Origin of the sequence: Solobacterium moorei (assembly GCF_036323475.1) — a bacterium.
In the GTDB taxonomy this organism is placed as follows: Bacteria; Bacillota_I; Bacilli_A; order Erysipelotrichales; family Erysipelotrichaceae; genus Bulleidia; species Bulleidia moorei.
The window spans coordinates 820,559-845,840 of sequence record NZ_AP028934.1 but is presented as its reverse complement, the minus strand read 5'-3'; the positions used below and the strand labels follow the sequence as shown (position 1 = coordinate 845,840).

At 37.4% G+C, this 25,282-nt stretch carries 26 protein-coding genes and 2 tRNA genes; 7 read left to right on the top strand and 21 right to left on the bottom strand.

Going from position 1 to position 25,282, the window contains the following annotated elements; genetic code table 11:
- Nucleotides 1-522: 522 nt before the first annotated feature.
- Complete coding sequence (locus tag RGT18_RS04110; RefSeq protein WP_051241034.1) at nucleotides 523-1,026, bottom strand: hypothetical protein; 504 nt, start codon at nucleotides 1,024-1,026, stop codon at nucleotides 523-525.
- Between the two features lie 114 nt (nucleotides 1,027-1,140).
- On the opposite strand from RGT18_RS04110, the gene RGT18_RS04105 reads away from it, so the two are divergent.
- Nucleotides 1,141-2,604: an NAD(P)H-hydrate dehydratase gene (locus tag RGT18_RS04105; RefSeq protein WP_028078569.1), complete on the top strand. Its 1,464-nt coding sequence runs from the start codon at nucleotides 1,141-1,143 to the stop codon at nucleotides 2,602-2,604.
- A gap of 23 nt (nucleotides 2,605-2,627) precedes the next feature.
- On the opposite strand, the gene RGT18_RS04100 is transcribed toward RGT18_RS04105, so the two are convergent.
- The gene (locus tag RGT18_RS04100) at nucleotides 2,628-2,885 is read right to left on the bottom strand and encodes a hypothetical protein (protein ID WP_006525126.1); all 258 of its coding nucleotides are present in this window, start codon (nucleotides 2,883-2,885) and stop codon (nucleotides 2,628-2,630) included.
- Between the two features lie 114 nt (nucleotides 2,886-2,999).
- On the opposite strand from RGT18_RS04100, the gene RGT18_RS04095 reads away from it, so the two are divergent.
- Nucleotides 3,000-3,701 (top strand): hypothetical protein, encoded by a 702-nt coding sequence (locus RGT18_RS04095; RefSeq protein WP_028078570.1) that lies wholly within the window; start codon nucleotides 3,000-3,002, stop codon nucleotides 3,699-3,701.
- On the opposite strand, the gene RGT18_RS04090 is transcribed toward RGT18_RS04095, so the two are convergent.
- From RGT18_RS04090 to RGT18_RS04055, 8 genes are all read right to left on the bottom strand, one after another.
- A complete protein-coding gene (locus RGT18_RS04090; RefSeq protein WP_028078571.1) occupies nucleotides 3,682-4,329 on the bottom strand; it encodes a trimeric intracellular cation channel family protein in 648 nt (215 codons plus the stop codon). The two genes, RGT18_RS04095 and RGT18_RS04090, sit on opposite strands and share 20 nt — an antisense overlap.
- 71 nt (nucleotides 4,330-4,400) lie before the next feature.
- On the bottom strand, nucleotides 4,401-4,718 hold the full coding sequence (locus RGT18_RS04085) for a single-stranded DNA-binding protein (RefSeq protein ID WP_006525123.1): 318 nt from the start codon (nucleotides 4,716-4,718) through the stop codon (nucleotides 4,401-4,403).
- Between the two features lie 66 nt (nucleotides 4,719-4,784).
- Nucleotides 4,785-5,324, bottom strand: coding sequence for a glutathione peroxidase (locus RGT18_RS04080; protein WP_028078572.1), 540 nt, complete (start codon nucleotides 5,322-5,324; stop codon nucleotides 4,785-4,787).
- 111 nt (nucleotides 5,325-5,435) lie between these two features.
- A tRNA-Leu gene (locus tag RGT18_RS04075) sits at nucleotides 5,436-5,519 on the bottom strand.
- Nucleotides 5,520-6,336: 817 nt separating this feature from the next.
- Nucleotides 6,337-8,406: an elongation factor G gene (locus RGT18_RS04070; protein ID WP_028078957.1), complete on the bottom strand. Its 2,070-nt coding sequence runs from the start codon at nucleotides 8,404-8,406 to the stop codon at nucleotides 6,337-6,339.
- Between the two features lie 10 nt (nucleotides 8,407-8,416).
- Nucleotides 8,417-9,085: an ankyrin repeat domain-containing protein gene (locus RGT18_RS04065; protein WP_028078956.1), complete on the bottom strand. Its 669-nt coding sequence runs from the start codon at nucleotides 9,083-9,085 to the stop codon at nucleotides 8,417-8,419.
- A 313-nt stretch (nucleotides 9,086-9,398) separates the two neighbouring features.
- Nucleotides 9,399-10,265, bottom strand: a complete 867-nt coding sequence (locus tag RGT18_RS04060; RefSeq protein WP_028078955.1) for a mechanosensitive ion channel family protein — start codon at nucleotides 10,263-10,265, stop codon at nucleotides 9,399-9,401.
- An 8-nt stretch (nucleotides 10,266-10,273) separates the two neighbouring features.
- On the bottom strand, nucleotides 10,274-10,960 hold the full coding sequence (locus RGT18_RS04055; RefSeq protein ID WP_028078954.1) for a M48 family metallopeptidase: 687 nt from the start codon (nucleotides 10,958-10,960) through the stop codon (nucleotides 10,274-10,276).
- A gap of 85 nt (nucleotides 10,961-11,045) precedes the next feature.
- Here RGT18_RS04055 and RGT18_RS04050 point away from each other — a divergent pair.
- Nucleotides 11,046-11,119 (top strand) — tRNA-His (locus tag RGT18_RS04050).
- A 42-nt stretch (nucleotides 11,120-11,161) separates the two neighbouring features.
- Here the strand turns inward: RGT18_RS04050 and cpaB are convergent.
- From cpaB to RGT18_RS04010, 8 genes are all read right to left on the bottom strand, one after another.
- A complete protein-coding gene (gene cpaB / locus RGT18_RS04045; protein ID WP_028078953.1) occupies nucleotides 11,162-11,875 on the bottom strand; it encodes a Flp pilus assembly protein CpaB in 714 nt (237 codons plus the stop codon).
- A gap of 80 nt (nucleotides 11,876-11,955) precedes the next feature.
- The gene (locus RGT18_RS04040) at nucleotides 11,956-12,243 is read right to left on the bottom strand and encodes a (Fe-S)-binding protein (protein ID WP_006525115.1); all 288 of its coding nucleotides are present in this window, start codon (nucleotides 12,241-12,243) and stop codon (nucleotides 11,956-11,958) included.
- Nucleotides 12,243-12,428: a hypothetical protein gene (locus RGT18_RS04035; protein ID WP_006525114.1), complete on the bottom strand. Its 186-nt coding sequence runs from the start codon at nucleotides 12,426-12,428 to the stop codon at nucleotides 12,243-12,245. The genes RGT18_RS04040 and RGT18_RS04035 overlap by 1 nt, the downstream gene beginning before the upstream one ends.
- 5 nt (nucleotides 12,429-12,433) lie before the next feature.
- Nucleotides 12,434-13,006 carry an electron transport complex protein RnfA gene (locus RGT18_RS04030; RefSeq protein WP_028078952.1) on the bottom strand — a complete coding sequence of 191 codons (573 nt, stop codon included), beginning with the start codon at nucleotides 13,004-13,006 and terminating at the stop codon, nucleotides 12,434-12,436.
- Nucleotides 13,006-13,668 carry an electron transport complex subunit RsxE gene (rsxE, locus tag RGT18_RS04025; RefSeq protein WP_028078951.1) on the bottom strand — a complete coding sequence of 221 codons (663 nt, stop codon included), beginning with the start codon at nucleotides 13,666-13,668 and terminating at the stop codon, nucleotides 13,006-13,008. Before rsxE ends, RGT18_RS04030 begins: the two co-directional genes overlap by 1 nt.
- A gap of 10 nt (nucleotides 13,669-13,678) precedes the next feature.
- Nucleotides 13,679-14,614 carry an FMN-binding protein gene (locus RGT18_RS04020; protein WP_338175277.1) on the bottom strand — a complete coding sequence of 312 codons (936 nt, stop codon included), beginning with the start codon at nucleotides 14,612-14,614 and terminating at the stop codon, nucleotides 13,679-13,681.
- A gap of 12 nt (nucleotides 14,615-14,626) precedes the next feature.
- Entirely contained in the window at nucleotides 14,627-16,423 is a 1,797-nt protein-coding gene (locus RGT18_RS04015) for an RnfABCDGE type electron transport complex subunit D (protein ID WP_051241085.1), read from the bottom strand.
- Nucleotides 16,424-16,435: 12 nt separating this feature from the next.
- Nucleotides 16,436-17,743, bottom strand: coding sequence for an RnfABCDGE type electron transport complex subunit C (locus tag RGT18_RS04010; protein WP_037404580.1), 1,308 nt, complete (start codon nucleotides 17,741-17,743; stop codon nucleotides 16,436-16,438).
- Nucleotides 17,744-17,834: 91 nt separating this feature from the next.
- On the opposite strand from RGT18_RS04010, the gene RGT18_RS04005 reads away from it, so the two are divergent.
- Nucleotides 17,835-18,989 (top strand): FAD:protein FMN transferase, encoded by a 1,155-nt coding sequence (locus tag RGT18_RS04005; RefSeq protein WP_006525109.1) that lies wholly within the window; start codon nucleotides 17,835-17,837, stop codon nucleotides 18,987-18,989.
- A 28-nt stretch (nucleotides 18,990-19,017) separates the two neighbouring features.
- Here RGT18_RS04005 and RGT18_RS04000 read toward each other — a convergent pair whose 3' ends face one another.
- The 3 genes from RGT18_RS04000 to RGT18_RS03990 are packed head-to-tail and all read right to left on the bottom strand — an operon-like array spanning nucleotide 19,018 to nucleotide 22,086.
- On the bottom strand, nucleotides 19,018-20,382 hold the full coding sequence (locus RGT18_RS04000; protein WP_028078949.1) for an MATE family efflux transporter: 1,365 nt from the start codon (nucleotides 20,380-20,382) through the stop codon (nucleotides 19,018-19,020).
- A 58-nt stretch (nucleotides 20,383-20,440) separates the two neighbouring features.
- Nucleotides 20,441-21,721, bottom strand: coding sequence for a glucose-6-phosphate isomerase (locus RGT18_RS03995; RefSeq protein ID WP_006525107.1), 1,281 nt, complete (start codon nucleotides 21,719-21,721; stop codon nucleotides 20,441-20,443).
- Complete coding sequence (locus RGT18_RS03990; protein WP_028078948.1) at nucleotides 21,718-22,086, bottom strand: CvfD/Ygs/GSP13 family RNA-binding post-transcriptional regulator; 369 nt, start codon at nucleotides 22,084-22,086, stop codon at nucleotides 21,718-21,720. The genes RGT18_RS03995 and RGT18_RS03990 overlap by 4 nt, the downstream gene beginning before the upstream one ends.
- Nucleotides 22,087-22,162: 76 nt before the next feature.
- Between RGT18_RS03990 and RGT18_RS03985 the strand changes: the two genes are divergently transcribed.
- The 3 genes from RGT18_RS03985 (at nucleotide 22,163) to RGT18_RS03975 (ending at nucleotide 25,246) form a co-directional block, all read left to right on the top strand.
- Nucleotides 22,163-22,633, top strand: coding sequence for a divergent PAP2 family protein (locus tag RGT18_RS03985; RefSeq protein WP_051241084.1), 471 nt, complete (start codon nucleotides 22,163-22,165; stop codon nucleotides 22,631-22,633).
- Nucleotides 22,634-22,650: 17 nt separating this feature from the next.
- Nucleotides 22,651-22,980 (top strand): NifU family protein, encoded by a 330-nt coding sequence (locus RGT18_RS03980; protein ID WP_006525104.1) that lies wholly within the window; start codon nucleotides 22,651-22,653, stop codon nucleotides 22,978-22,980.
- A gap of 172 nt (nucleotides 22,981-23,152) precedes the next feature.
- On the top strand, nucleotides 23,153-25,246 hold the full coding sequence (locus RGT18_RS03975; protein WP_028078946.1) for a glutamine synthetase III family protein: 2,094 nt from the start codon (nucleotides 23,153-23,155) through the stop codon (nucleotides 25,244-25,246).
- Nucleotides 25,247-25,282: the final 36 nt, after the last annotated feature.

Below are 25,282 nucleotides of genomic sequence, written 5' to 3'. Positions count from 1 at the left end.
TATAATAACAACATGAACAGAAAGCAGACGTATATTCAGTATTTGATATTCCCTATCATCCCACTCATATTTACGATACTATGGCTTGTCTATGCAGGATATGAAACGAATATCAGTATCTTACTTTCTAAACCCAAAATTCGTATCTTTCCCCTAGTCCTATGTGGGATTACACTCGTATATCTTTTTTGGAAATCGAAGGATACGACCAATCAATATATAAGAGTTTTATTCTTTCTTTGTGCGGTACTCACACTCATATTTCCTTATATCGAATTAGCATTTATCAAAAACATGCATCTAATATTTGCATATAGTACACTTATTCTATATGTAATCCTGATAAAAGACTTACCACCTTTTTTTCAATATCGAACATTGTTTTTTGTGGTATGTATTTTCTGTTTCTTTGATTGTATTTTACAGATGAAGATTACTGGTTTATCTGAAGTTATATTCCTTTGGATCAACGCCTATATTCTAACAAAATAAAAGTCGAATCATATGATCCGGCTTTTTATACTATTGATTGATTTCAGAGACTTTCTTGCGTTCTGGACTTAAGTTATCGCAATAGAAACGTACAGCAACCGTACCTAATGCACAGTTATCTTCTGTTGGTTCAACGATATAATAGTCACCTTCAAGCATGCAGTTATATAATGCTTGGCAAACTGTCTTAAGGTTATCCTTACCAGCTTCAAATTGAGTTAATAATGCATCTGCACTTAATTCAATATAGAGCCAATCTAATGCCTTAGCTTCACCCTTCTTCCAGTTAATTGCATCTTCGTAATCTTTAACCGTCTTTAAATCTAAATCTTCAACCTTAGCTTTAACTGTCTTCTTAACTACCTTCTTTGTAGTTTCCTTCTTAACAGTCTTAGCTACATGTGCTTCCTTCTTTACTTTCTTTGCAGTTGTAGCTTTCTTTTCAGCTTTCTTTGCTGGTGCAGCCTTCTTCTTTGTAGCCTTCTTTTCAACTACTTCTTCTGCTACTTCTTTAACAGTTTTCTTTGTTGGCATGTTAGCAAATCCTCCTTTTTCCTACTGCTTATGCGAATTATATCACAATTTCATTATAATTTTTCACAATAGATTTCTGTAAGTGTTAATATATGGTTGTAAAGGATACGAAATATGATCGTAAGTCGTAAAGAAATGCTCGAGATTGAAGAAAAATCTGGGCTTTCATCATTTGAATTAATCAATCTTGTAGGCAAGAAATTAGCTACACATTTATTACCTTATTTAGAAGTTAATTCTAATATTTTAATATTGTCTGGAAACGGTAATAATGGTGCAGATTCTTTTGCGCTTATCAGCAACTTAAAACAATTCCATATCAATCTAATATTAGTAAGTGGACTTCCAAAGAATTCTGATGCAATGAAGCTTTATAAACAAGTTCCACCTTCCATCATTCAACCACTTAGTTCTTTAGATACATGCTTGAAAAACTGTGATGTTATTATCGATGGCATCTTTGGTTTTGGTTATCATGGTAAATTAACGGATGAAATACGTGCAGTATTCAAACAGATACAGAATGCGAAAAAGCCAATCTATAGTATTGATATCAACTCTGGTGCAGAATGTGATTCTGCCATGCATGATTCCTTCGCATTACATTCTGCAGTCACATTTGCACTAGACTGTTATAAGCCTTTCCATATACTACAGAAGTATCATCATCTATTTGATCAATTAGAACTTGTTTCTCTTGATATACCACATCCAAAACAAAGTAGTTTTATGGAAATGAATCAAACCTTGTTCTTTCAAAATCTTACAAAGCGCAAAGAAACAGCACATAAAGGAAGTTGTGGAAAGATTCTACTTGTCGGTGGTTCTTATGGAATGGCTGGAGCAATCAGTCTAAATATTACTGGCGCAAAGGCACTTGGTTTTCCATACATTGAAGTAGGCTGTATTGATGGCATCTACCCTATTGTTTCCGCAAAGCATACAACACCTGTATTTCATCCATTCTCGGCACACAATATTGAACAACAGCTAACCCCAACAATTGAACATGTTAGTGCGGCTGCCTTTGGCAGTGGTGTTACACAGATGTACGAGAAAGAGGCTTGTCTTGATCTGATGATTCAAAACTGTCATGCGCCTTTGATATTGGATGCGGAAGGTATACGCATGTTGCGATATAACACTTGGAAATTACGCTTTGCAAAATCACCAATTATCTTAACACCACATATTGGAGAGTTCGCAGATTTATTCCATTTAGAAAAGGAAGAAGTTATGCGTAATCCTTTGCACTATGCATTAAAATACGCAAAGGAATTAAAAGTATATATCGTATTAAAATCCGCACATACGATTATCGCTACACCAAACGAACAATGTTATATTAACCAAACCGGTAATGAAGCGTTAGCACAAGCTGGCAGCGGTGATTTATTAACTGGAATGCTAACAGCACTGCTTGCATATCATTGTGATATCTTCACTAGCCTACGCATGGGCGTATGGCTCCATGGTCACATCGCAGATAAGCTTGTGGAACACCATTCTAAGATGCATATGAATCTAGAAGATTATCCCGAAGCTGTTGATCAATTCTTCTATGAAAATGGGTATTAAAAAACGAGGGCACCCTCGTTTTTTTATCCCTTTAAACCTTCTTCTTGACGTTGCATATTCTCTACAACAACATCGTAGATATCACCGATAGATTGTGCGTATTCAAGCACCTTCCATGGTTCATTTGTATGGAAATGAATCTTGATCAAAGTATCATCGCCAACAACTAATAAGCAGTCACCTCTAAAATTCTCTGTAATATAGTCATTAATGACATCTTCATCTAAATCATGTCCATCAATCAACAACTGTGTATCAAATTTAAACTCTAATTGTTCCATTTAAGTACCTCCATTAGATGCTGTTATTATATCACGCTTTCAGTGAAAACAAGTAGATATCAATACACCAAGGAGTTCATATAATACATCTGTATATAGAAGTTGAGGTATACTATGAAAACATCGTTAACAAAACAGCAACTCCTACATATGATTCAAGAAAATTTAACGAATATCTTTTATCCTGAAAATTATCTAACGTTTCTAAATCAACTAAGTTGCTTTCATGAAGAATCAATAGAAAATATCATCCTGATATTTACGCAATGCCCAACCGCCACAGTTGTATTAACGTATAAAGCTTGGCAAGCATATCATCGCACCGTCCGTAGAGGTTACACTGCTATTACACTACTACCAAATAATACAAACAGTGAACAAGTACGCTCTGTCTTTGATATTGAACACACAATTGGCAAAAAGTTTATTTCAACACATACTGATATACATATAAAACAGATATACAGAATTCTAATTTCCATGTTATACAAGGTGAAGATTGATTCTATCCTTCAAACAAGCAAAGATGATACGACACTACAAATCAAACATGCATTACAACACTACATCTACCATTTACTTCGTACGTGTTTTCCTAAATATTGTACGAGTGAAATGGAAATGAAAAGTATTCTATATTGTGTTTGTTTCTACTATGGAATTGATGTTAGTGAGTATTGTTTTCCCTCTATTATCCTTTGGGCAAAACAAAAAACGAATCACGCTTTAAGAGAAGCCTTAAATGTCATTCGTCATATCACTACTTTTTTAATTGATACAATTGATTACATGTATGTTAGTCATGAATATTCTTAGCAACTGGTAAACTCCATTTATGCAGAATAGCCAGTGCTCTTACTAAAATTGTTACACCAATTCCCACCCAGATACCAAGTGAGATATTACCTGCATGCATTAACATTGCGCATGGAATTGCCCCGATGATGGATGCGATTGCATATACATCCGTGTGAAAAATCTGTGGCAATTGGTTTACACAGATATCACGGAATAAACCTCCACCAACACCTGTTAATACACCACAGAATACGAGTAAGAAACTATGTGATGTTGGATGCAGGAAAAAAGCCACACGCACACCAACAGCAGTAAATACACCTAATCCTATCGCATCCGCAATCAACAAGAAATTCTTATAAGCATTTTTCTGCGTAATCTTATTTGTATTTACATTGAAGTACGCAAATAAGAATACGATTACAGACGTGACACTCGCAACAACGACATACACTGGGTTAGAGAATGCACTTGGTGGTACACTACCCAAAACAATATCACGCATAATTCCACCAAACGTTGCGGTAATGACTCCGGTAATCACAACGCCAAAGAAATCCATCTTCGATTTCATTGCGACTAGTGCTCCCGAAATTGCAAACGCAATGGTACCTACTATTTCTAATATAAATATGTATTGATTCATATCATCCTCGTTATAATCCGTTCGTATTATATCAAAATTAAAAGCGCGTGTTCAACGCACTTTTATACAACTTATTCAGTTTCATCTTTTGGATGATAGATTTTCTCTGCAACGATTTGCACAACGGTCTTCTTATTTTCATCTTTCATATAAAACTGCTTACGAAGATGGCCTTTAATACCGATTCTTGTACCCGCATGGAATTCTTCACGAACTTGATCCGCTACATCTCCCCACGCAACTACATTTAGATAATCCTTCGCTTTACTTGGTTCATTGTGCTTTACACAAACTGAGAATGTTGACATTGTGGAATCATTCTTTGTACTACGAACACTTGGTTCGTACATCACTGTCCCTTTAATTTCAACTGCATTTAAATCATTCATCTTCTGTCCTCCATAGAATATCCTTCTACGTATATATTCACAGAAGATGAAATAACTCCCTAAAAATTACAGTAATTCTTTAATCACTTTTTCTACATCTGCCATATCAGCAGTTGGTTCAAAACGTGCTATTACATTTCCCTTACGGTCAACAAGAAACTTTGTGAAGTTCCACTTAATATCAGAAGTTTCTCTAAAGTTAGGAACTAAGTTACCAACGTGAGCATTCATGAAGTCTGCCTTTTCACCTGTAAAACCTTCAAAGCCCTTTTCACTCTTTAAGAATGTGTATAATGGTAATTCATTTTCACCATTAACATCTGACTTATGCATATGTGGGAATCTTGTATTGAAGTGTAAAGAACAGAACTCATGAATTTCTTCATCAGATCCAGGTGCCTGTCCACCAAATTGGTTACAAGGAATATCAAGAATTTCTAAACCTTGTTCATTGTAGTTTTCATGAAGCTTTTCTAACTCTTCATACTGTGGTGTAAAGCCACAAGCAGTAGCAGTATTTACTACTAATACCACTTTATTTTCATACTCTTTTAAAGAAACCTGATTACCTTTGGCATCAGTTACATAATAATCGTAAAATCCCATAATTAATTTTCTCCTTTGATTAGTTATATTGTATCAACCATATATGGCATTGCAATTGATATACTCTCAAAGAAAAAAAACGACCCAACAAAATGTCGAATCGTCTCTTAGTGCCTCCGGTCGGACTCGAACCGACACGGTATCGCTACCGGGGGATTTTGAGTCCCCTACGTCTACCAATTCCATCACGGGGGCGCTCAATTATTCTATATGATTACCTTTTAAAATGCAATAGCGGAAAGTCAAATATACTTGCCTCAAGTGAAAAGTTAAATTCCACTTCTAAGGTATGAAAGTTGAACTTAAGCTTACACTTCTCATTCAATATAAGTGCCATTCATTCGTATCTGTGAAGGAAAATCATATATTAACAAAGAATTCATATTTATCTTATTTAGATAGAAAGAAAAGCTGCACGGAAAATCATCCATACAGCTGCTCCATTTCTACAACGAAGAAATGGCCAAGAAACTCTATGATTTTGGAATTACCGAAATCCCACCAGACGAAGTAATTCTAAAACCATATCTTCTAAAGTAAGAAGATAACCAAGAAGTTTCAAAATCAATTACACACGAAGGATCGGCATATAACTTTCACCAAACAACGAAGTAGAATCAACTCTTACAAATTTTTTGAACAGTAGATTCTGCCTACCTTTCATGCGCTCATTTTTCTGTTACTTCACCTTCATTCTAACTAAAATAAAATCATTTTCAACTTAAAAATAGTACCATCTTGGATTATCAATCCTTGCCAGTACTATTTCTGAATGACTTACTTCCACTTTATTGTTTATTCTTTAGAAGTGGAATTTAACTTTTCACTCGAGCTATTTAACAATTTTATCCTCGTAATGTAGATAAACATGTTGAATACAGAATTGCTGAAGCGATTATGCACATACTGAGAATGATAAATCTTGAAAGATAAGAAGTGTTACTATGCCGATTAAAGCGGAGATAAATAATCCTGCAATAAAGATATCGACATTAACTTTCTTCATATAAAGTTATTCTTTCTCGCTCTTTCTTGCGTCTATGACTTTCTGTGCCACATCATGAGGTGCTGCTTCATAGCGATCAAATACTAATTCGTAACATCCACGACCTTGTGTCATTGAACGTAGTTCTGTTGCGTATGTTAGCATTTCTGCCATTGGAACTTCTGCTCTAATAACCTGTAGACTATCTTCATCAGTATCCATATCCAAGATAATTCCACGACGCTTTGTAAAGTCTCCCATAAGTGTTCCTGTATAGTCTTCTGGAGCAGTCACAACAACCTTACCAATTGGTTCTAGAAGAACTGGTTTCGCATTTGGCATTGCGGCGTTGTATGCAAGTCTAGCAGCTTCCTTGAAAGCTACTTCCTTGGAGTCTACTGGGTGATAGGAACCATCATACAGAGTTGCCTTAACACCGACTACTTTATATCCTGCTAGAACACCCTTATTCATGCAGTCACGCAAACCTTGTTCAACTGGTGGGAAGTACTGTTTAGGAACTGCACCACCGAATACTTCTTCTGCAAATACCATGTCATCAGAATCTGTTGGTTCAAATCTTACCCAAACATCACCATACTGACCAGCACCACCATTTTGTTTCTTATACTTACCCTGTGCTTCAGCCTTCGCAGAGATTGTCTCACGATACTGTACCGTTGGTTTTTCTGTTGTTACTTCAACCTTGTACTTACTCTTTAGCTTAGAGAGAATTAAGTCGATATGTTGATCCCCTACACCATAGAGTACCTGTTCGTGTGTCTCTTCGTTGTTAACTAGTTTAATTGTATGGTCTTCTAACATCAGGTTATGAATACCACTGGATAACTTATCTTCATCTGCCTTTGTCTTTGGATGAATTGCATATCCCAACATTGGATGAGGATATTCGATATCTGGATATTTAATCACTCTTGAACGTGTACATAGTGTATCGTTTGTTTCTGTTGCCTGTAACTTAACAACTGCACCGATATCACCTGTAAATAACTTACCTACACCAATCTGATACTTACCATTGATAACATAGATCTGGTTAATCTTTTCCGTTACATCCTTCTTGGAGTTATATACTTGGCTATCACTGTTGAGAACACCACTCATTACCTTTAAGTAAGAAACCTTACCTACAAATGGGTCGACGATGGTCTTGAATACGAATGCGCTGAGTGCTTCATTTTCGTTTGTTTCCATATCGATTGTATCGCCCTTAAGTGTTTCAGCTTGGATTCTTCCTTTTTCTGCATAGCTTGGGAAGTATTCTGTAATTAAGTCTAATAGACGCTCAATCCCTGTTTGGTTTTCTGCACTACCGCAGTATACAGGACGGATATCACCATTACGTACACCAATACGTAAGCCCTTGGCTAATTCGTGTTCATCAAATGTTTCACCTGAGAAGAATTTCTCCATGAGTTCATCATCAGTCATTGCGATTGCTTCTGCGATTTCATTGTAGTAACGTTCTACTTCACCAATTAAAGTAGATGGTACTTCCTTGGCTGTATTGCGATCATTGTAATACCATGCTTTACGACGCAAGATATTTACAGAACCCACAACTACACCATTTTCTACGATTGGCACTTCAAATGGAATGACGGACTTGCCAAACTTATCTCGAATACTAGTATATACTGTATCAAAGTTTGCATTTTCTACATCCATCTTATTGATGAAGAAGATTGTAGGAATCCTTTGTTTGGAAACTGCTTCTCGCCAAGCACGTTCTGTGCCAGCTTCGATTCCTTCTTTTGCATTTACAACTATCAAGGCATTATCACCCATCATTAAACCAGTAGCTTCTTCACCCGCATAGTCCATATAACCCGGTGTATCGATAAAGTTGATCTTCTTATCTTTCCATTCTACAGGTGCGATATGGCAATATACTGATGTACCACGCTTACCTTCTTCAGGATCATAATTCAGTGCTGTTGTGCCATCGTTATTCTTTCCATAACGTTCAATTGCCTTTGTAAAATATAGGCAGGCTTCAATGACAGAACTCTTACCGGCGCCAGAGTGTCCTAGCACCACTACATTTCTTACTTCATTTGCTAAATAGTCTTTCATTGTCAGCCTCCTACTTTAAAATATCTTTCAAATCTGATAAGCATTCTTTACGTACGTAATGAATGGCTAAATTACCATCAAAATCCTTCATTGTCTTATCTGCACCTTTTTCAAGCAGATACTTCACTAATTCAGGAATTCCAATATACGCAGCGCGCATCAATGCTGTACAACCCTTATTATCAGCCTTATTGATATCTGCACCGTTATCTACTAAGTCTTTAATTTCATCTAACTTATATGCGTTTACTGCTTCCATTAACGCTGTACGTCCTTGTTCGTCTACTGCATTTACATCAGCGTTCTTAGAAATTAAATACTTCACTGTATCACTATGACCAAGCAATGAAGCTCTCATCAAAGCTGTTCTCCCCTTATTATCATGGGCATCAATATTTGCACCAGCATGAATTAACATACGGCAAATGTCTGTGTGACCCTTCTTAGCGGCACCCATTAAAGCAGTCTTATTATTCTTATCTCTAGCTCTTGTATCTGCACCATTGTCTAATAAGAAACGTACGATTTCCGTGTATCCACGTTTAGCACTTCTCATTAATGCTGTACGTCCATCACCGTTTGCGATGTTGACGTTTGCACCCTTAGAAACCTGTGCACATAACTTTGCAAAATCACCACTGGCTGCTGCTTCAAAAAAGTCTAAATTTGTCTGATCCATAATCGTTTTCCTCCTGTATGATTATCAGAAATTAGTTACAAAAAAGGATGGGCATTATATGTCCATCCTAAAAATCATGTTTACAGAGAACCCGTCAAAAACCTCCCCGCCTGGGGTTTGTACAATCTCATATTGTATATCAAAAAGAACATGCTTAGTAGTCATGCTACATCATCTCCATTCTCTTAATCAATACACTTCGTGTTCCTGTAACTACATAATACCGCAATTTTATTTCCCTGCAATATCGTTTGATTATCTTTTAACAACTTTTCGTATAAATTCACAAAAATAATGTAAACGTTTACATACTCTATTTAAGAATCTGAATCTTTGTATATGGAATTTCAATTCCATTCTCTCTAAACGCAACTAGTAAAGCCTTACGAATCTTTGATGCAGTCTCTACACTCTTACCAAGTGACTTTGTTGTAAATGGGAAACGAATCTGAATACCGCTATCTAAAAACTCATTTACAGTAATATTGATTGGTAAATTCTTTTCTTTTGCTTCTGCACTTCTAGTATCAATAACACCATCCGTATTTACTACAACATCAGTAATCACTCTCTCCAGTTTATCGATATCCGTATTATACGCAACCGATAAAACTAAGTAGCGAATATATGTCTTCTGTCCAAATGCTTTATCTTCTACGATTGCGGAATTCATTGTACTATTTGGCACAATAATCTTTGTATTCTCAATCGTATTTAGAATCGTATGACGAAATGTGATTTCAATCACTGTACCAGAGATATTCTTCTCTGGAAGATTAACCATATCTCCTACATGGAACGGTTGGTAGATAACAATAAAGAAACCTGCTATAAAGTTACCAAACGTTTCCTGTGCAGCTAAACCGACAACAACTGTCATAACACTTGTCGCACCTAGTATCGCTGTAGAAACACTTTGTAAAGGCTTCACATTCATCAAGATAGCAAATGTTGCGATAACATAAATCACTGTACGTAATATCTTCAGAAGATACTTAAATGGCATACTAGCTCTAGCATCTTTCTTCATCGCATGATCAACTAACTTTTCCAATATCGTCGTAAAAATCTTTGCGATAATCACTGTAATTAAAAATGTAATGATAAAGCCTACAGCTCCATTTTCAAAAATTGTATTTCCAAATAAAAACACACTGTTTTCTTTTACAATGTTTCCCATCATTAACCTCACTTCAATAAATCACTGTATTCCTTATATTCAGGCATATATATTCTGATGATATCATAAAAACGTTTCGAATGGTTCCCTTCTAGGATATGTGCATACTCATGTAATAAAACATAACCTAAACATACAACCGGAAAATGGATGAGTCTTGATGATAAACTAATGTGATGTGTCATCGGTGAATAGGATCCCCATCTACTCGTCATGTATTTTAGTGTAATACGCGGAAGATTTCGATAATTCGCAAGACAGATATGATCATCCCATTCTTTCCGTCTTTCTTCCACCATCAGTTTCAGTTGTAAGTTTCCTGTGCGATAGAAAATATCTCGGATGATATCATCTCGAATCTCTGGTAAATAGAATACGATACGATCATCCTCCACTGCCATAAAGCACTGTTTTGAAATAATAAATTCCACTGGATATACCTTACCTAACCAACACGCTTCTTTACGGTTAGTGCCATCCAAAAGATAACGATTCTTTTTTCTTTCTTTTTTACTAACTTTTAAGATCCATTCTTCCTTTTCAAAGATAAAGGACAGAATTTCCTGCTCACTGACATAGCGTGGGCAGGTAACGAATAATGTTCCATCATCCTTGACACGTAAATACATTCTCTTATTTCGCTTGTGTTCAACCACGAAATTTCGTAGCTCACCACCGATATTTATTTGTCTCATGTATGTATAATACCTCTATTTGCAATATAACTAAAAATATATGTTGTTTATTATTTTTGGATATGATAATATATTTTAGCACATGGCGGCTATGGTGAAGTTGGTTAACACACTGGATTGTGGCTCCAGCACTCATGGGTTCGAGTCCCATTAGTCGCCCCTTGTAGCGAAAAATCCGTTAAACAACGGATTTTTTAGTTACTACTGTTGAAGAGACTTTAAGTACTCTGTCACTTTAGAATCAAGTTCTAACGTAGACTTATCTGGTTTGTAAGAATTTTTAGATGGAAATAATCTTACTTCCCCTAATGAAGAAGCTAGAGATAGATAATCAATATCACTTTGATTGATTCCAAGTTCGATGAAATATGGAACCTTTGAAGATTGTTCGTCTTTGAGGGATAACCCTTTGTGATCTTTAATGGATATTACCTCCGCATGTCGTATCAGAATTCCCGTAATTGGTACATCTTTCTTTTGCGATATCGATACATAAATATCCACATACATTCCCTCTTCTATACTACCTAGCGCAGATACATTTGTTTCTAACGTAAATATTGTCATTCCCTCTTGAAGTTTTATAATCGCAAGATCACGGACTTCTTTTTCGTTATAAAGCATATCTTTATAAAACATTGATCCCTTTGGAATCATTCCTTGAACCGTTGTATACTTGCCAACAATATCTGATTTCTCATTCCAAGTATATGCCTGCATGTATTTTTCGGGAACTTGAATCGTTGTTAGGTCTTCTGTTTGAATCTGCGTACGTGGTGGAATATCATGCTTTGCGATATATGTTGTCTTTAGATTAATCGTTTTTGCTAGATAGTAGCGAAAAGCAAGTATATTTCCAACTGCCCACAAACATAGTATTAATGCATAAATTCCTGTTCTTTTTACTTTTTTCATCAAATTATCCTCAAGATTGTATATGTAATTTGATGGTATTCTCCACAAAAAATTCCCAAGCTTACGCTCAGGAATTTTTCTTAACCTACATGTTCAGCAAGATATGCTTTAATTGCTTCTCTTTGGTCTGGCTTACTTGGTTTACACTGTTCAACTTGTGATTCACCAGCAAGTAACTTTACAGCCATCGCAGCACAGCCTGGATTACCACAAGCACCGCAATTATAACCAGGCAATAGGGCTGTTAACTCTTCCTTGCGATTGTCTTCCTTAACATAGAACTTAACGGAAGCAAATGCCAGTATACCACCTAAAACAGCACCTAACACTAACATCAAGCCAAAAGCTTTTAAAATTGCTACTACCATTATTCCTCCTCTGTTTTGTGTGGTGCTTGGCGAACACAACATTCGCTGATACCACATGCAGAACACTCTGCCTTTAGGTCTTCGCAGCCTTCAGGCTTTGGTGTTTTCTGATTTAACCTTAATAGCCATACATTTAGGGCAAAGAAACCTACAGCTAATAAAGCCGCAACAACGATTCTAAGCACGGCTCTTATACTAATCCAGCAAATGCAGAGAATGCAATTGCCATAATTGCTGCACAGATGAAAGCGATAGGATTGCCCTGGAATGCCTTCGGAATATCGTTCTGATTTAAACGTTTGCGGATTGTCGCAAAGATAACTAGCATCATCATAAAGCCAGCAGGTACTGCAATAGAATTTACCATCGTTTGTGCTAATGTATACTTCTGGGTAATGTTATCCATTGCTACGTAAAGTACTGCACAGTTTGTTGTAATGAGTGGTAAGTAGATACCTAATGACTTATAAAGCTCTGGTGAGAACTTTTTAACGAACAGTTCAACGAACTGAACGAATGCTGCAATCAATAAGATGAAACAGATTAGTTCCATAAACTCTAGTTCAAATGGAACCAAGATAAAGTGATAAAGTCCCCATGCAAGAATGGATGCACCGAAGATAACAAAGATAACAGCAAAACCCATACCTACTGCAGATTCAAGTTTTGTAGATACTCCCATAAATGGGCACATACCTAAGAACTTTGTAAGAATAATATTGTTAATCAGTAATCCACTGATCAAGAGTGTAAATAAATTCATTATTTAGCAGCTCCTTTCTTCGCTGGCTTTACAAGATGGTTCTTGTAAGTAGCTACACCAGCAGCTAAACATGCAAATGTGATAAATGCACCAAACTGCTCTGTGAACATTGGAATTTCAAATCCTTCTGGAATAATTCTGAATGCAAATACAACGTTGTTTGTAAATGGATTTGAGAAAGATAACCCACCAGTACCTAATAACTGTCTGATAAGTGACATTGCAAGAAGTGCGAATGTGTAAGCACAACCCTGTTGTAATCCATCAACGATTGATTCAAGCACTGTGTGCTTGCATGCGTATGCTTCGGCACGTCCTAAGATAATACAATTTACAACAACTAAGTCTAAGAATGCACCTAAAGCTGTAAATAGACTTGGTGTGTATGCATGCATAAACATCGAAACGATAGTAACTAATGTCGCAATAATAACGATATACACTGGAATATGAATATCATCTGGCGTGATTGGAGCAATTAACGATACTAAGATGTTGGATAAAGTTAATACAACAATTACCGCAACACCCATACCGATTGCACTATTTAAGCTTGTTGTGATTGCTAATGTTGAACAGATACCTAAGTAAGTTGCAAATACTGGGTTCTCTGTTGCTAATCTAGAGAAGAAGCCTTGACCTTTAATTTTCTTTTCGCTCATACCTTCCTCCTTACTTTGTTGCAGCCTGTAGGGCTGTTGTAATCATCGCTCTGAGTGATGTACTTGTAAATGTTGCTCCTGTTGTAGAGTCCACTTTACTTTCGAGTGTTACTCCCTTGTACTTATCTAACTCAGCTGCTTTTGTTGCTTGGTCGCCTACGTCTTCTGTATCGCTAAACTTTGTTACTTCGATACTCTTGACGGACTTGCTAGCTATATCTACTGTAACTGTTGCTTCGTTTACACCTTCAAAGCCATGTGCCTTACATGCATAGACAGCGATTGTGCCATCATTACTTGTTTCTGAACATTCTGCTTTGTTTTCTTTGAAGTCTTCCTTTGCTAGTTCAACAGGCTCTGCTTTTGGAGCAGGTGTAGCTGTCGCATTTTCATCGTAAGAGATGTTATTCATCTTATTGAATACTTGTCTAGCTTGATCAACCGCTTTCCCCACTGCAGTAGTTGTAATTGTTGCACCAGTGATGAGTGGCATTGTATCAGAAGAGGTAAGTTTTAATACATCACTTACATATGGATCCTTAAATGCCTTATCACCCTTACCAGCTGTTTCAGCTTGTTCTAGCACACTATATCCACCAATGGAGCCATCATTGTTATACGCAATCATAAACTTAAATCCATCGGCGTTATAACCCGTAGAATGTAATGTAAAGATCGTTCCCTTACCTTCAGCGTTGTAAATACCATCGATGAGAGTATCTTCACCATCTTTTAATTCAAGAAGACCAATCTTGTCTTCTGTAACATCTGTAAATGTTGCTCCTGGATAAATTATTTCAAGCGATGACTTAACAGATGCCAATGCGTTTTCTTCAATAATAGGAGCGGTAATCGCATTTACTGTTGATAGTAGAATTCCACATACAGCACAGAGAATACCAAGCATGCATGCTTTATATACTCCTGAAGTCTTATCAATTTTCATACGAGCACCCCCTTACTTTGTTGCAGCCTGTAGGGCTGTTGTAATCATCGCTCTGAGTGATGTACTTGTAAATGTTGCTCCTGTTGTAGAGTCCACTTTACTTTCGAGTGTTACTCCCTTGTACTTATCTAACTCAGCTGCTTTTGTTGCTTGGTCGCCTACGTCTTCTGTATCGCTAAACTTTGTTACTTCGATACTCTTGACGGACTTGCTAGCTATATCTACTGTAACTGTTGCTTCGTTTACACCTTCAAAGCCATGTGCCTTACATGCATAGACAGCGATTGTGCCATCATTACTTGTTTCTGAACATTCTGCTTTGTTTTCTTTAAAATCTTCTTTACCTAATGCTACTGCGGAAGCAGACTTTAATACCTTCGCAATCATTGCACGTAGTGACTTACTTGTAAATGTTGCTCCTGTTGTTGAATCAATCTTACTATCTGCAGTTGCACCAACATATTTCTTAAGTTGTTCTTCTGTAGTAGCTTGATCACCAACCTCTTCCGTATCACTAAACTTAATAACCGCAATGGATACAACTGTCTTCTTCGCTACATCAATTGTAACTGTAGCTTCGTTAACACCTTCAAATCCCTTTGCCTTACATGCATATACTGCAGTTGCACCATCATTACTTGTTTCTGTGCACTCTGCGTTATTTTCGCTATAGTCTTCTGCACTTAATGCTACTGTTTCCACTGGCTTATCGTCCTTCTTAGGTTCTTCAGCAGCTGCTGGAGTCTTTGCTACTAAACTTGATCCAACAAGAAGAACTGCTATTAAGAATACACACATTGCGATAACCGCCTTACGTGCAATCTTTGCTGCATCCTTAATCTGGCTTCCATCAAGTAACTGATCAATTGCAGGCGTTAGCATATTCATAATCAAGATGGAGAATAACGCACCATCTGGTAAGTTAGACTTCCATCGGATAATCAATGTAAGAGCTGCGGCACCTACTGCAAAAACATATCTACCAGGGATTGATACTGGTGAAGTAACTGGGTCTGTTAACATGAACACGCCAGCGAATAATACCCCACCCATTAATACGTTAACGATTGCGTATTCAATGCCTGCACCATGCATCAAACCAACAATAAGAGATACCACGAATACTGTTACGATATACGTCACTGTTAAACGATAGTCAATAATACGTCTAGCAATGAGATATACTGCCACGAGAATTAATAATAATGCACATGATCCACCGATAGCACTCTGATAGTTTCCTAAGAACATGCCGGATAAGTTGCCAAATTGACCTAATACATTTTGTAATGCACTGCCATCAACTACCCAACCATACGACTTCATAGCTGCTAATGGTGTAGCACCTGTTTGAATATCAGCTGCAACACTTGCACTAAATGAGTTCATGATAATTGCCTCAGCAAATGCTGCTGGGTTAAAAATGTTTTGACCAAATCCACCAAATAACATCTTACCAAACAAGATTGCAATTGCAGTCGCAATAATAATTGCGTAGAAACTAACATTAATTCTTGTAATTAATGGAATAATTAAACCTGTTACCCAACCATAGGAATGTAACAATTCTTTTGCGATGTCCTTTTTCTTTCTTGCAAGTAAGTACAATGTTTCAGTACACAATGCAGTTACTACAGCAGCGATAGATAGTAGAATAACACGAATACCTAATTCAGCACCGCCTGTCATTCCATACCAGATTGCAGAAGCAACTGTCACAACAACCAAAGCTAAGCTAAGTTCCAACATAATACCTGTTGTGGATTGTTTAGCCGCATAGTTAGGCGCTACTTTATATGAAAATTTCATTTTTCCTGCCTCCTATTTCTTTGCCTGTGATGCTAGTTTTGCACGCACAAATGTCTTTGCACGTCTAACATTCTCAGTTACTTCAATCTTAGATGGACATACATATGTACATAGACCGCATTCAATACAGTTCATTACATCCAAACGCATTAATGTATCATAGTCTACAGACTTATGTTCAGAAGCGATACGTACTGGTTGTAATCCAGATGGACATGTTTCCGTACAACGTCCACAACGTAAACAAGCAACTGTATCTGGCTTTTCATACTTCTGAATTGTAAGACCATTGTTCTGTGCCATTACTACGAATTGATCGTTAGGAACTGCACGGCCCATCATTGGTCCACCAGCGAGTAACACTACATCATCCACACCATCTTTATATCCACCAACAGCGTCGATAATCTCATGTACCTTTGTTCCAACAGGAACATATACATTCTGTGGATTCTTAACCGCATCACCGGATACAGTTAAGTACTTATGTGTAACTGGCATACCATTTACAATCGCATTACCAAATGCAATCGCTGTAGATGCGTTGTTAACAATACAACCTGCTTCGATCGGCAATCTGTCATAACGCTTCTTTGTTAACTGGTATACAAGCGCTCTTTCCCAACCCATTGGGTAAACGTTAGGAACGATACGCACCTCAATTGGTGTTCCCTTAAAGGTTTCTTGTAATTGGGCAATCTGTTCCTTCTTATCTTCCTTGATTGCGACACAACCAGCCTTTGCATTACTCATCTTGAAGAACGCAAGTGTACCTATCTTGAGTAAGTCCATGTTTTCTTCAATATTTTTATAATCTGATGTTAAGAATGGTTCACACTCAACCGCATTAACGATAAAGAGGTCAACATTCTCTGGCTTGTTATACTTTACATAAGACGGAAATCCAGCACCACCTAAACCAAGCATACCGGAATCCTTGGCGAATGCATGTAATTCCTGCCAGCTAGCCTTTTCATAATCAAATTTCGCAAACGCACGTTCTACTGTATGCTTGTGATCATTTTGAATACGTAAATGGTCAATCATTGTACCACCTGCACCCAAGAACTTTTCGATACCTGTAACAGTACCTGAAACAGACGCAAAGAGTGGTAAATAGAATGCATCATTTCTTTCTGCTATCTTTTGTCCAATCTTAACTTCATCTCCAACTTGAACAAGTGGTTGACATGGGGCAGCACCGTTTACAAGTGGAATCCAAACAACATCTGGATCGATAGACTTCAATACTTCTTTATGAAGTGTCCAATCCTTATGTCCATTTAAATGAAGCTTCATTGGTCCTGTAAATATTGACATAATTTTCTTTCCTTTCCTCATTTGAAATCATTCAGAATTATAACATATTCCCACATTAACAGTAAGATGGCTTTTATGATATAGTTTAGATATGAAAAGAAAAATTACAAAATTATTAGTTAGCACATTAAGCGTTTGTACACTACTTGCTGGCTGTACAACAAAAGAGAGTAAAAACAGCACTTCTAACAACACTTCAAACAACAGTGAAACCCTAGCCAAATATGAAAATGTGAGTTCTGATGTAGGTTTCGATACAATCTATAGTTACATGGAATATACAACAAATACAGATTCTGCAGCCACTCATTTTAAGGACAGCACTATCCTACTTCGTTATTACAACCAATTATTTGATATTTATAACGACTACGATGGTATCAATAACCTAAAGACAGTCAATGATAACGCTGGTATCAAACCAGTCAAGGTTGATAAGCCAATTATTGACATGTTGCATATGGCAAAAGCGTTCTACGATTATTCCAATGGTGAATTTGATATTACCATGGGCGCCCTTCTTAAGGTTTGGCATAAGTATCGTGAAGAAGGTATTAAACTCAACGCCGAAAAACAGCTTGGCAATCTTCCACCAGAGGAAGAACTTACACAAGCTGCAGGTTGTAAGGGTTGGGATAACGTTGTAATTAACGATGAAGAAAGCACAGTATATATCACACAACCATGTCAGTCATTCGATGTTGGTGGTATTGCAAAAGGATATGCGACCGAATTAGTTGCTGAAGAAGTAGGTCAACATATGCAAGCAGGTTACTTCAATGTTGGTAGAAACATTCGTACAGTGAATGATAAACCTGATGGAAATACATGGAATGTGGGTATTGCCGATCCTGAAGGCGCTTTACCGAATGGTCTTGCGCTAATCTCTTCCAAAGGCTCCTTCTCCTTTGTTACAAGCGGAGACTATGAGCGCTTCTATATCGCAACAGATGGTAATAGTTATCACCACATTATTGATCCATCCACAAATTATCCTGCTACGCATTACCGTAGTGTCACCATCTTCACAGAAGATTCTGGTGTAGCTGATTGCTTAAGTACAACACTATTTACACTCTCCATCGAAGATGGAAAGAAAGTACTTGAAGCTTACAAGAAAGCAACTGGCAAAAAAGCAAATGCAGTATGGGTCATGGATCCAGCAAAGAAACAAGGTGATGGTAAAGAAACAAACGGCTATTACGTTGTAGCAAGCGAAGGCTTAAAAGACATTATTACTTATTAGATATAAAAAGCGATGAACCCATCGCTTTTTATATGATATCTCTTCCATCTTCTGGAAACGTTTTAAATAGGTAAAGAATAAACGGTAACGAAATAATCGCTGTCGTAATCTCACTTACAGATTGTGCCGCTTCAATACCTGTTATTCCAAAACATGCATGCAAGATGATGACAGCAGGAATTAGAACGAGCCCACTACGTAACATTGCTAGAAATGTCGCAACAGCACTACATGAGATTGACTGGAATAGCATATTTCCATACATCGTCATCGGCATTAATACTAATGATACACATTGGAAACGTAATGCCGTTGTACCAACTGCAATAACATCAGGATCATCTCTAAATAGTGCAACAAATTGTCCTGAGAATGTAAATGCAATTACCGCAAGAATCACCATCAATGCAGTACCACTCTTGAGTGTAAAGTAGAAACCATTCTTTACACGACTATATATTTTTGCTCCATAGTTAAATGCACTAACAGGCTGGAATCCTTGACCAATACCAAGCGCAACACAGAATAAGAATGACACAATACGTGTTGCGATAGAAATGCCTGCAACAGCCGCATCACCATACATCGCAGATGTAGTATTTAATACCATTGTAGAAAGTGAATTTAATCCTTGTCGACTCAGAGATGGTAGTCCTGTCGAAAAGATACGATTCAAAATTTTAGGCTTGCATGATACATATTTTGGTTGTAAACGACTTTGTGTTTTGCCTTGTAGATAAGGTAATACTAGTACAAACATACTAATATATTGTGAGACTGTTGTACTAAGACCTGCACCAGCAATACCCATATGAAATATACGGACTAAGATATAATCACCAAAGATATTCAAGACACCACCAAGTGTTAGACCAATCATCGCATAAAAGGCTTTCCCTTCATAACGCAAAATATTGTTTAACACACAACTCGACGTCATCGCCATGCCTGCAAGTAAGATATAGAAGGCATATATTCTTGCGTAAGGAAGAATAGTATCTGTACTACCCATCAAACGCATCATTGGATCCATAAAGATAAGTCCAATTACCATCACGACCGCACCAACAAAAATAGAAAGAAAGAAACTTGTTGAGGCGTATATTCTAGCCTTCTCTACATTCTTTGAGCCCAATTGTTGTGAGATATTCGCACCTGCACCATGTCCAAACATAAATCCAAAGGCCTGTAGAATGGACATCAAACTAAATACGATACCAGTCGCACCACTTGCTGAGGTACTGATTGTACCTACAAAATAAGTATCTGCCATATTATAAATACTCGTTACAAGCATCGATATAATCGTCGGGATTGCTAATTGTGTAATTAAATGAGGTATTGAATCTTGTGTCATGCGACGATAATGTGCCTCTTGATTCACTGTAGACATACATACACCATCCTTTCTATCCATAAAAGCAAAAGAGGAATTTCTTCCTCTTAAAGACTTACTTAGTAGGCTTACCTAATAAGCGGAACATATTCTTCTTGTAGATTTCTACACCTGGCTGATTGAATGGGTTGATATCAATCATATAGCAAGTCATCGCAGTAGCGATGAAGAAGAAGTAACAGAGATAACCGAATGAGTATTCCTTCATATCCGGAATAGAGATGATTAAGTTAGGAACTCCACCAGTTACCTCGTGAGCTTCTATTGTGCCAAGACAAGCCATCTTATTGACCCAATCATATGACTTACCAGCGAGGTAGTTCATCTGATCGCTATTTTCTGCATCTGTTGGTATAAGTAGATCTTCTGTAGGATTTTCTACTTCTAGGATTGTCTCGAATAGAACCTTCTTACCTTCTTGGATAAACTGTCCTAAACTATGTAAATCTGTCGAGAAGTTTGCGCTATCTGGCAAGATACCCTTACCATCCTTACCTTCAGATTCACCTAATAACTGCTTCCACCATTCTGCTAGCATTGCAAGCTGTGGTTCATATGCAACAAACATTTCTACATCATAGCCTTGGTTCTGTAGGATACGTCTGCATACAGCATATTGATATGCAGGGTTCTTAGAAAGATCTGCTGTATTTAATTCTTTATATGCATCGTAAAGACCAGCCATGATTTTCTTGATATCTACACCCATGATTGCAAGTGGTACTAAACCTACTGGTGTAATCACAGAGTATCTACCACCGATATCATCAGGGATAACGAATGTTTCGTAGCCTTCTTTATCAGCTAATGCCTTTAGCGTACCACGTGCTTTATCTGTAGTAGCGATGATACGTTCCTTACATTCTTCCTTGCCATATTTGTTTTCCATGAATTCACGTAATACACGGAAAGCAAGTGCAGTTTCAGTTGTTGTACCAGACTTAGAGATAACGTTCATAACAACGCTCTTATCTTGAATGTGCTTTAACACTTGTGCGATATATGTAGATGAGAACGTATTACCTACAAAAATAACTTCGGTCTTATTTCCTGAATATAAACCTTGAATCATTTCGATTGCGGCACGTGCACCTAAGTAAGATCCACCAATACCACATACAAGTAATACTTCAGCTTTATCCTTTACCTTCTCTGCAACCTGTAAGATGCGCTCAAATTCAGCCTTATCATATGTTTCAGCCCAATCAACCCATCCCATAAAGTCGTTGCCGGCACCAGTTCTTTCAAAAATTACTTTGTGTAGTTCATTAACTTTTTCTTGATAGCTTTCAATACTTTCCTTGAGTAAAGCGTGTGATGTATTTAACTTCATCATTTTAAAATAGTCTCCTTCGCCTCTTTAATCCATTCACTCATAGCATTTGCGATTGTCTGAAAACCCATTTTCATGTTCGGTAAACTTGGTTTATGACCCATCGGTTTACGTCTATTTCTCGAGTGTGTTTTCTGAAGTGCTTTCAATGATAGCTTGACATGACTGCTCTTATCATCGCATTCCAAGACTTTTAACTTTACAACATCTCCAACCGTAACAAACTTTGAAATGTCTTTCACAAATCCATCGCTAATTTCAGAAATGTGAATCAGTCCACTCACATGATGTTCCAGCGCTACAAATGCACCATAGGGTTGAATCCCTGTTATTTTTCCTTCTACAATCTGTCCTGGTTTGTATATCATTTTAGCATTTCCAATCGTCCTTAAGTATAGCACACTCAAGAAAAGATGTGTGCTATACTTTATCTAGAGGCTTATTATGTTAATTTCATTGAATACGATACATATTATATTTTGTGCTATATTTGCGGCCATCAGTGCACAGCTTTTAAAACCAATTTGTGCATTTATTGTCGAGCCTGAACACGATTGGGAATGGAATTTAACCGTCGCTTGTGGTGGCTTTCCAAGTTCGCATAGTGCAATGGTTTCTGCCCTTGCTCTAGCGGTTGGCTTCCGTGAGCGTTTTAGTTCAACCCTATTTGCGATTACCGTTGTCTTAGCCATTATTGTTATCTATGATGCCGCAAATGTGAGGTATTATAGTGGACAAAACATCAAAGTTACGCAACAATTAGTCAAGGATTTACAAGAGAGATATCCTCACGTATTTGAAAGCTCCATCTATAAAACAAAGCTAAAACCTGTACTTGGGCATCGTTGGGTCGAGGTTGTTGGCGGTATTATTTGGGGACTAATCGTTGCGTACATTTTCTATCTTGTAAAGTAAGGAAAGAGGCGGTAGTAATGAGTGACACAGATTTCTATTCTGAAAGCAGTGCGGATCTAATTGCCCTAGAAACTGATCCGGTTCGTAAGGACCTGTTACAGCGCATTCAACATACGTTGGACAAGATTCGCCCATATATCCAAGCAGATGGCGGTGATGTCTTCTTAGTGGGATACGCTGATGGCGTTGTTACAGTAACAATGACAGGCGCATGTAATGGGTGTATGGTAATGGATTCCACATTAAACGATGGTATTAAAGCTATCTTATTAGATGAAGTACCAGAAGTACATGATGTTCGTTTGTTAGAGACAAATGATTTCAACGAATTTAACCCATATTATTAAAATGTAGAAAAATTTTCTGCATTTTTTATTTTATTTTCGTGTTTTCTGTCATTTCTATAAAAATTCCAAAGAAATCGAAAGAAAATTTATAGAAATGATATAAAATTCTAAATTTTATATTGAAACATCCTTCAAAACGTTATAAATTTTTCATAACTAAAAAGGAGATGCTATGGAAGACCTATTTAAAGATTTTGGTTCTAAAGTATTTGGCGAAAAAGAGATGAAGAGTCGCCTACCTCGTCCTGTCTATCTTTCTTGGAAGAAAACAGTCGCAAATGAAGAAATGCTAGACCGTACAACCGCAGATGCAATCGCACACGCGATGAAACTTTGGGCACTTAATAACGGTGCTACTCACTTTACGCATTGGTTCCAGCCAATGACTGGTGGTACAGCTGAAAAACATGATAGTTTCTTAGAACCAGATATGAATGGAGAGCCTTTTGCTCGCTTCTCTGGAAAGATGCTTATCAAAGGTGAGCCAGATGCCTCGAGCTTTCCTAACGGTGGTTTACGTACAACATTTGAAGCACGCGGATATACATATTGGGATGTAAAGAGTCCGGTATTCATCCGCGATAACATCCTCTGTATCCCTACTGTCTTTGTATCTTATAGTGGTGAAGCCTTAGATAAGAAAGATCCTCTATTAAAGTCTTTAGAAGCCCTCAGCAAAGCCGCAACACGCGTTGTTAATATCCTTGGCGATAAAGATGTAAAGAGCTGTGATATTTCCGTAGGCCTTGAACAGGAATACTTCCTCATTGACCGTAAATACTTTGACCGTCGCTTAGACTTACGTTTTACCGGTCGCACTTTATTTGGTGCACCATCTCCTAAAACACAGGAACTAGATGATCATTACTTTGGCGCAATTCCACCACGTGTGGCAGCCTTTATGAAGGAAGCCAATCAAGAACTTTGGAAGTTAGGTATCTATGCCAAAACAGAACATAACGAGGTTGCCCCAGGGCAATTTGAACTAGCACCCATCTTTACAAATGGTAATGTGGCAGTTGACCAAAACCACCTCATTATGGATATTCTCCGCGAGACAGCTAAGAAACATGGTTTTGCATGTCTCTTACACGAAAAACCATTCCAAGGTATCAATGGTTCAGGTAAACATGATAACTACTCCATCATCACAGATGATGGACAAAACCTATTCTCTCCAGGTGATAAGCCAGCCGAAAATATCCGCTTCTTATTATTTGTCTGTGCATTTATTCGTGCAATTGATACCTACCCTCTTTTACTTCGATTAAGTGCATCCTGTACAGGTAATGATCATCGTTTAGGTGCTAGTGAAGCACCTCCAGCAATCATTTCAATTTATCTTGGAAGTTATATCGAAAGTATCCTCTACGATATTTATACAAAGAATAGTAAGAAACCAATTACACAAGAAGAGAAGATTGCCTTTAATCCTGTGACAGGTTTATCTTATATTCCTCACGATAATACTGACCGTAACCGTACATCTCCTCTTGCCTTTACCGGTAATAAGTTCGAATTTAGAATGCTCGGCTCATCTATGAGTGCATCTTTCTCAAATACTGTACTTAACGCTATTATGGCAGAATCTCTCAATCAGATTGCGGATGAACTTGAAGGCATCAAGTACATCCAAGACATCCGTGAAAAGGCATTAACAATCTGCCGTAACTTAATTGAAAAGCACAAGAGAATTCTCTTCTCCGGGGATGGGTATAGCGAAGAATGGGAAAAGGAAGCTAAGCGTAGAGGCTTGCCAAATGTAAAGAGTTTTATCGAATCAACTGAAGTTCTCAACGACCCTTCTGTAATTAACCTCTTCACTTCCCTAAACATCTATTCCGAAAAAGAACTAGCCGCTAATCGTATCATCCTGCAGGAACAATATGAAAAAATCATGGGTATCGAAGTTCGTACAATGATTGAGATGGCACGCAAAGATATTCTTCCAGCCCAAATCGCAGAACTTAAGTTCTATAATGACACTATCAATACAAGTGGCAAGAATACGCCAAAGTTCATTCATAATCATATAAAGGCACTATCCTCCTTGGTTGACCAAACATACCAAGCAATCCAAAAGTTGGAAGAGGCTTGGCAAAAAGTGACTGCGATTGGCAATACGTTTGAAATTGGTCAGAACATCTACTACAAAATCAATCCTCTTATGGAAAAACTAAGAGCATCCGTAGATGCATACGAACAAATCGCAGCTAGAGAATTCTACAAATTACCATCTTACGAAGATATCTTATTCAATATATAAACTAGAAAAAACTGCATGGCACTCTTCCTTTATTTA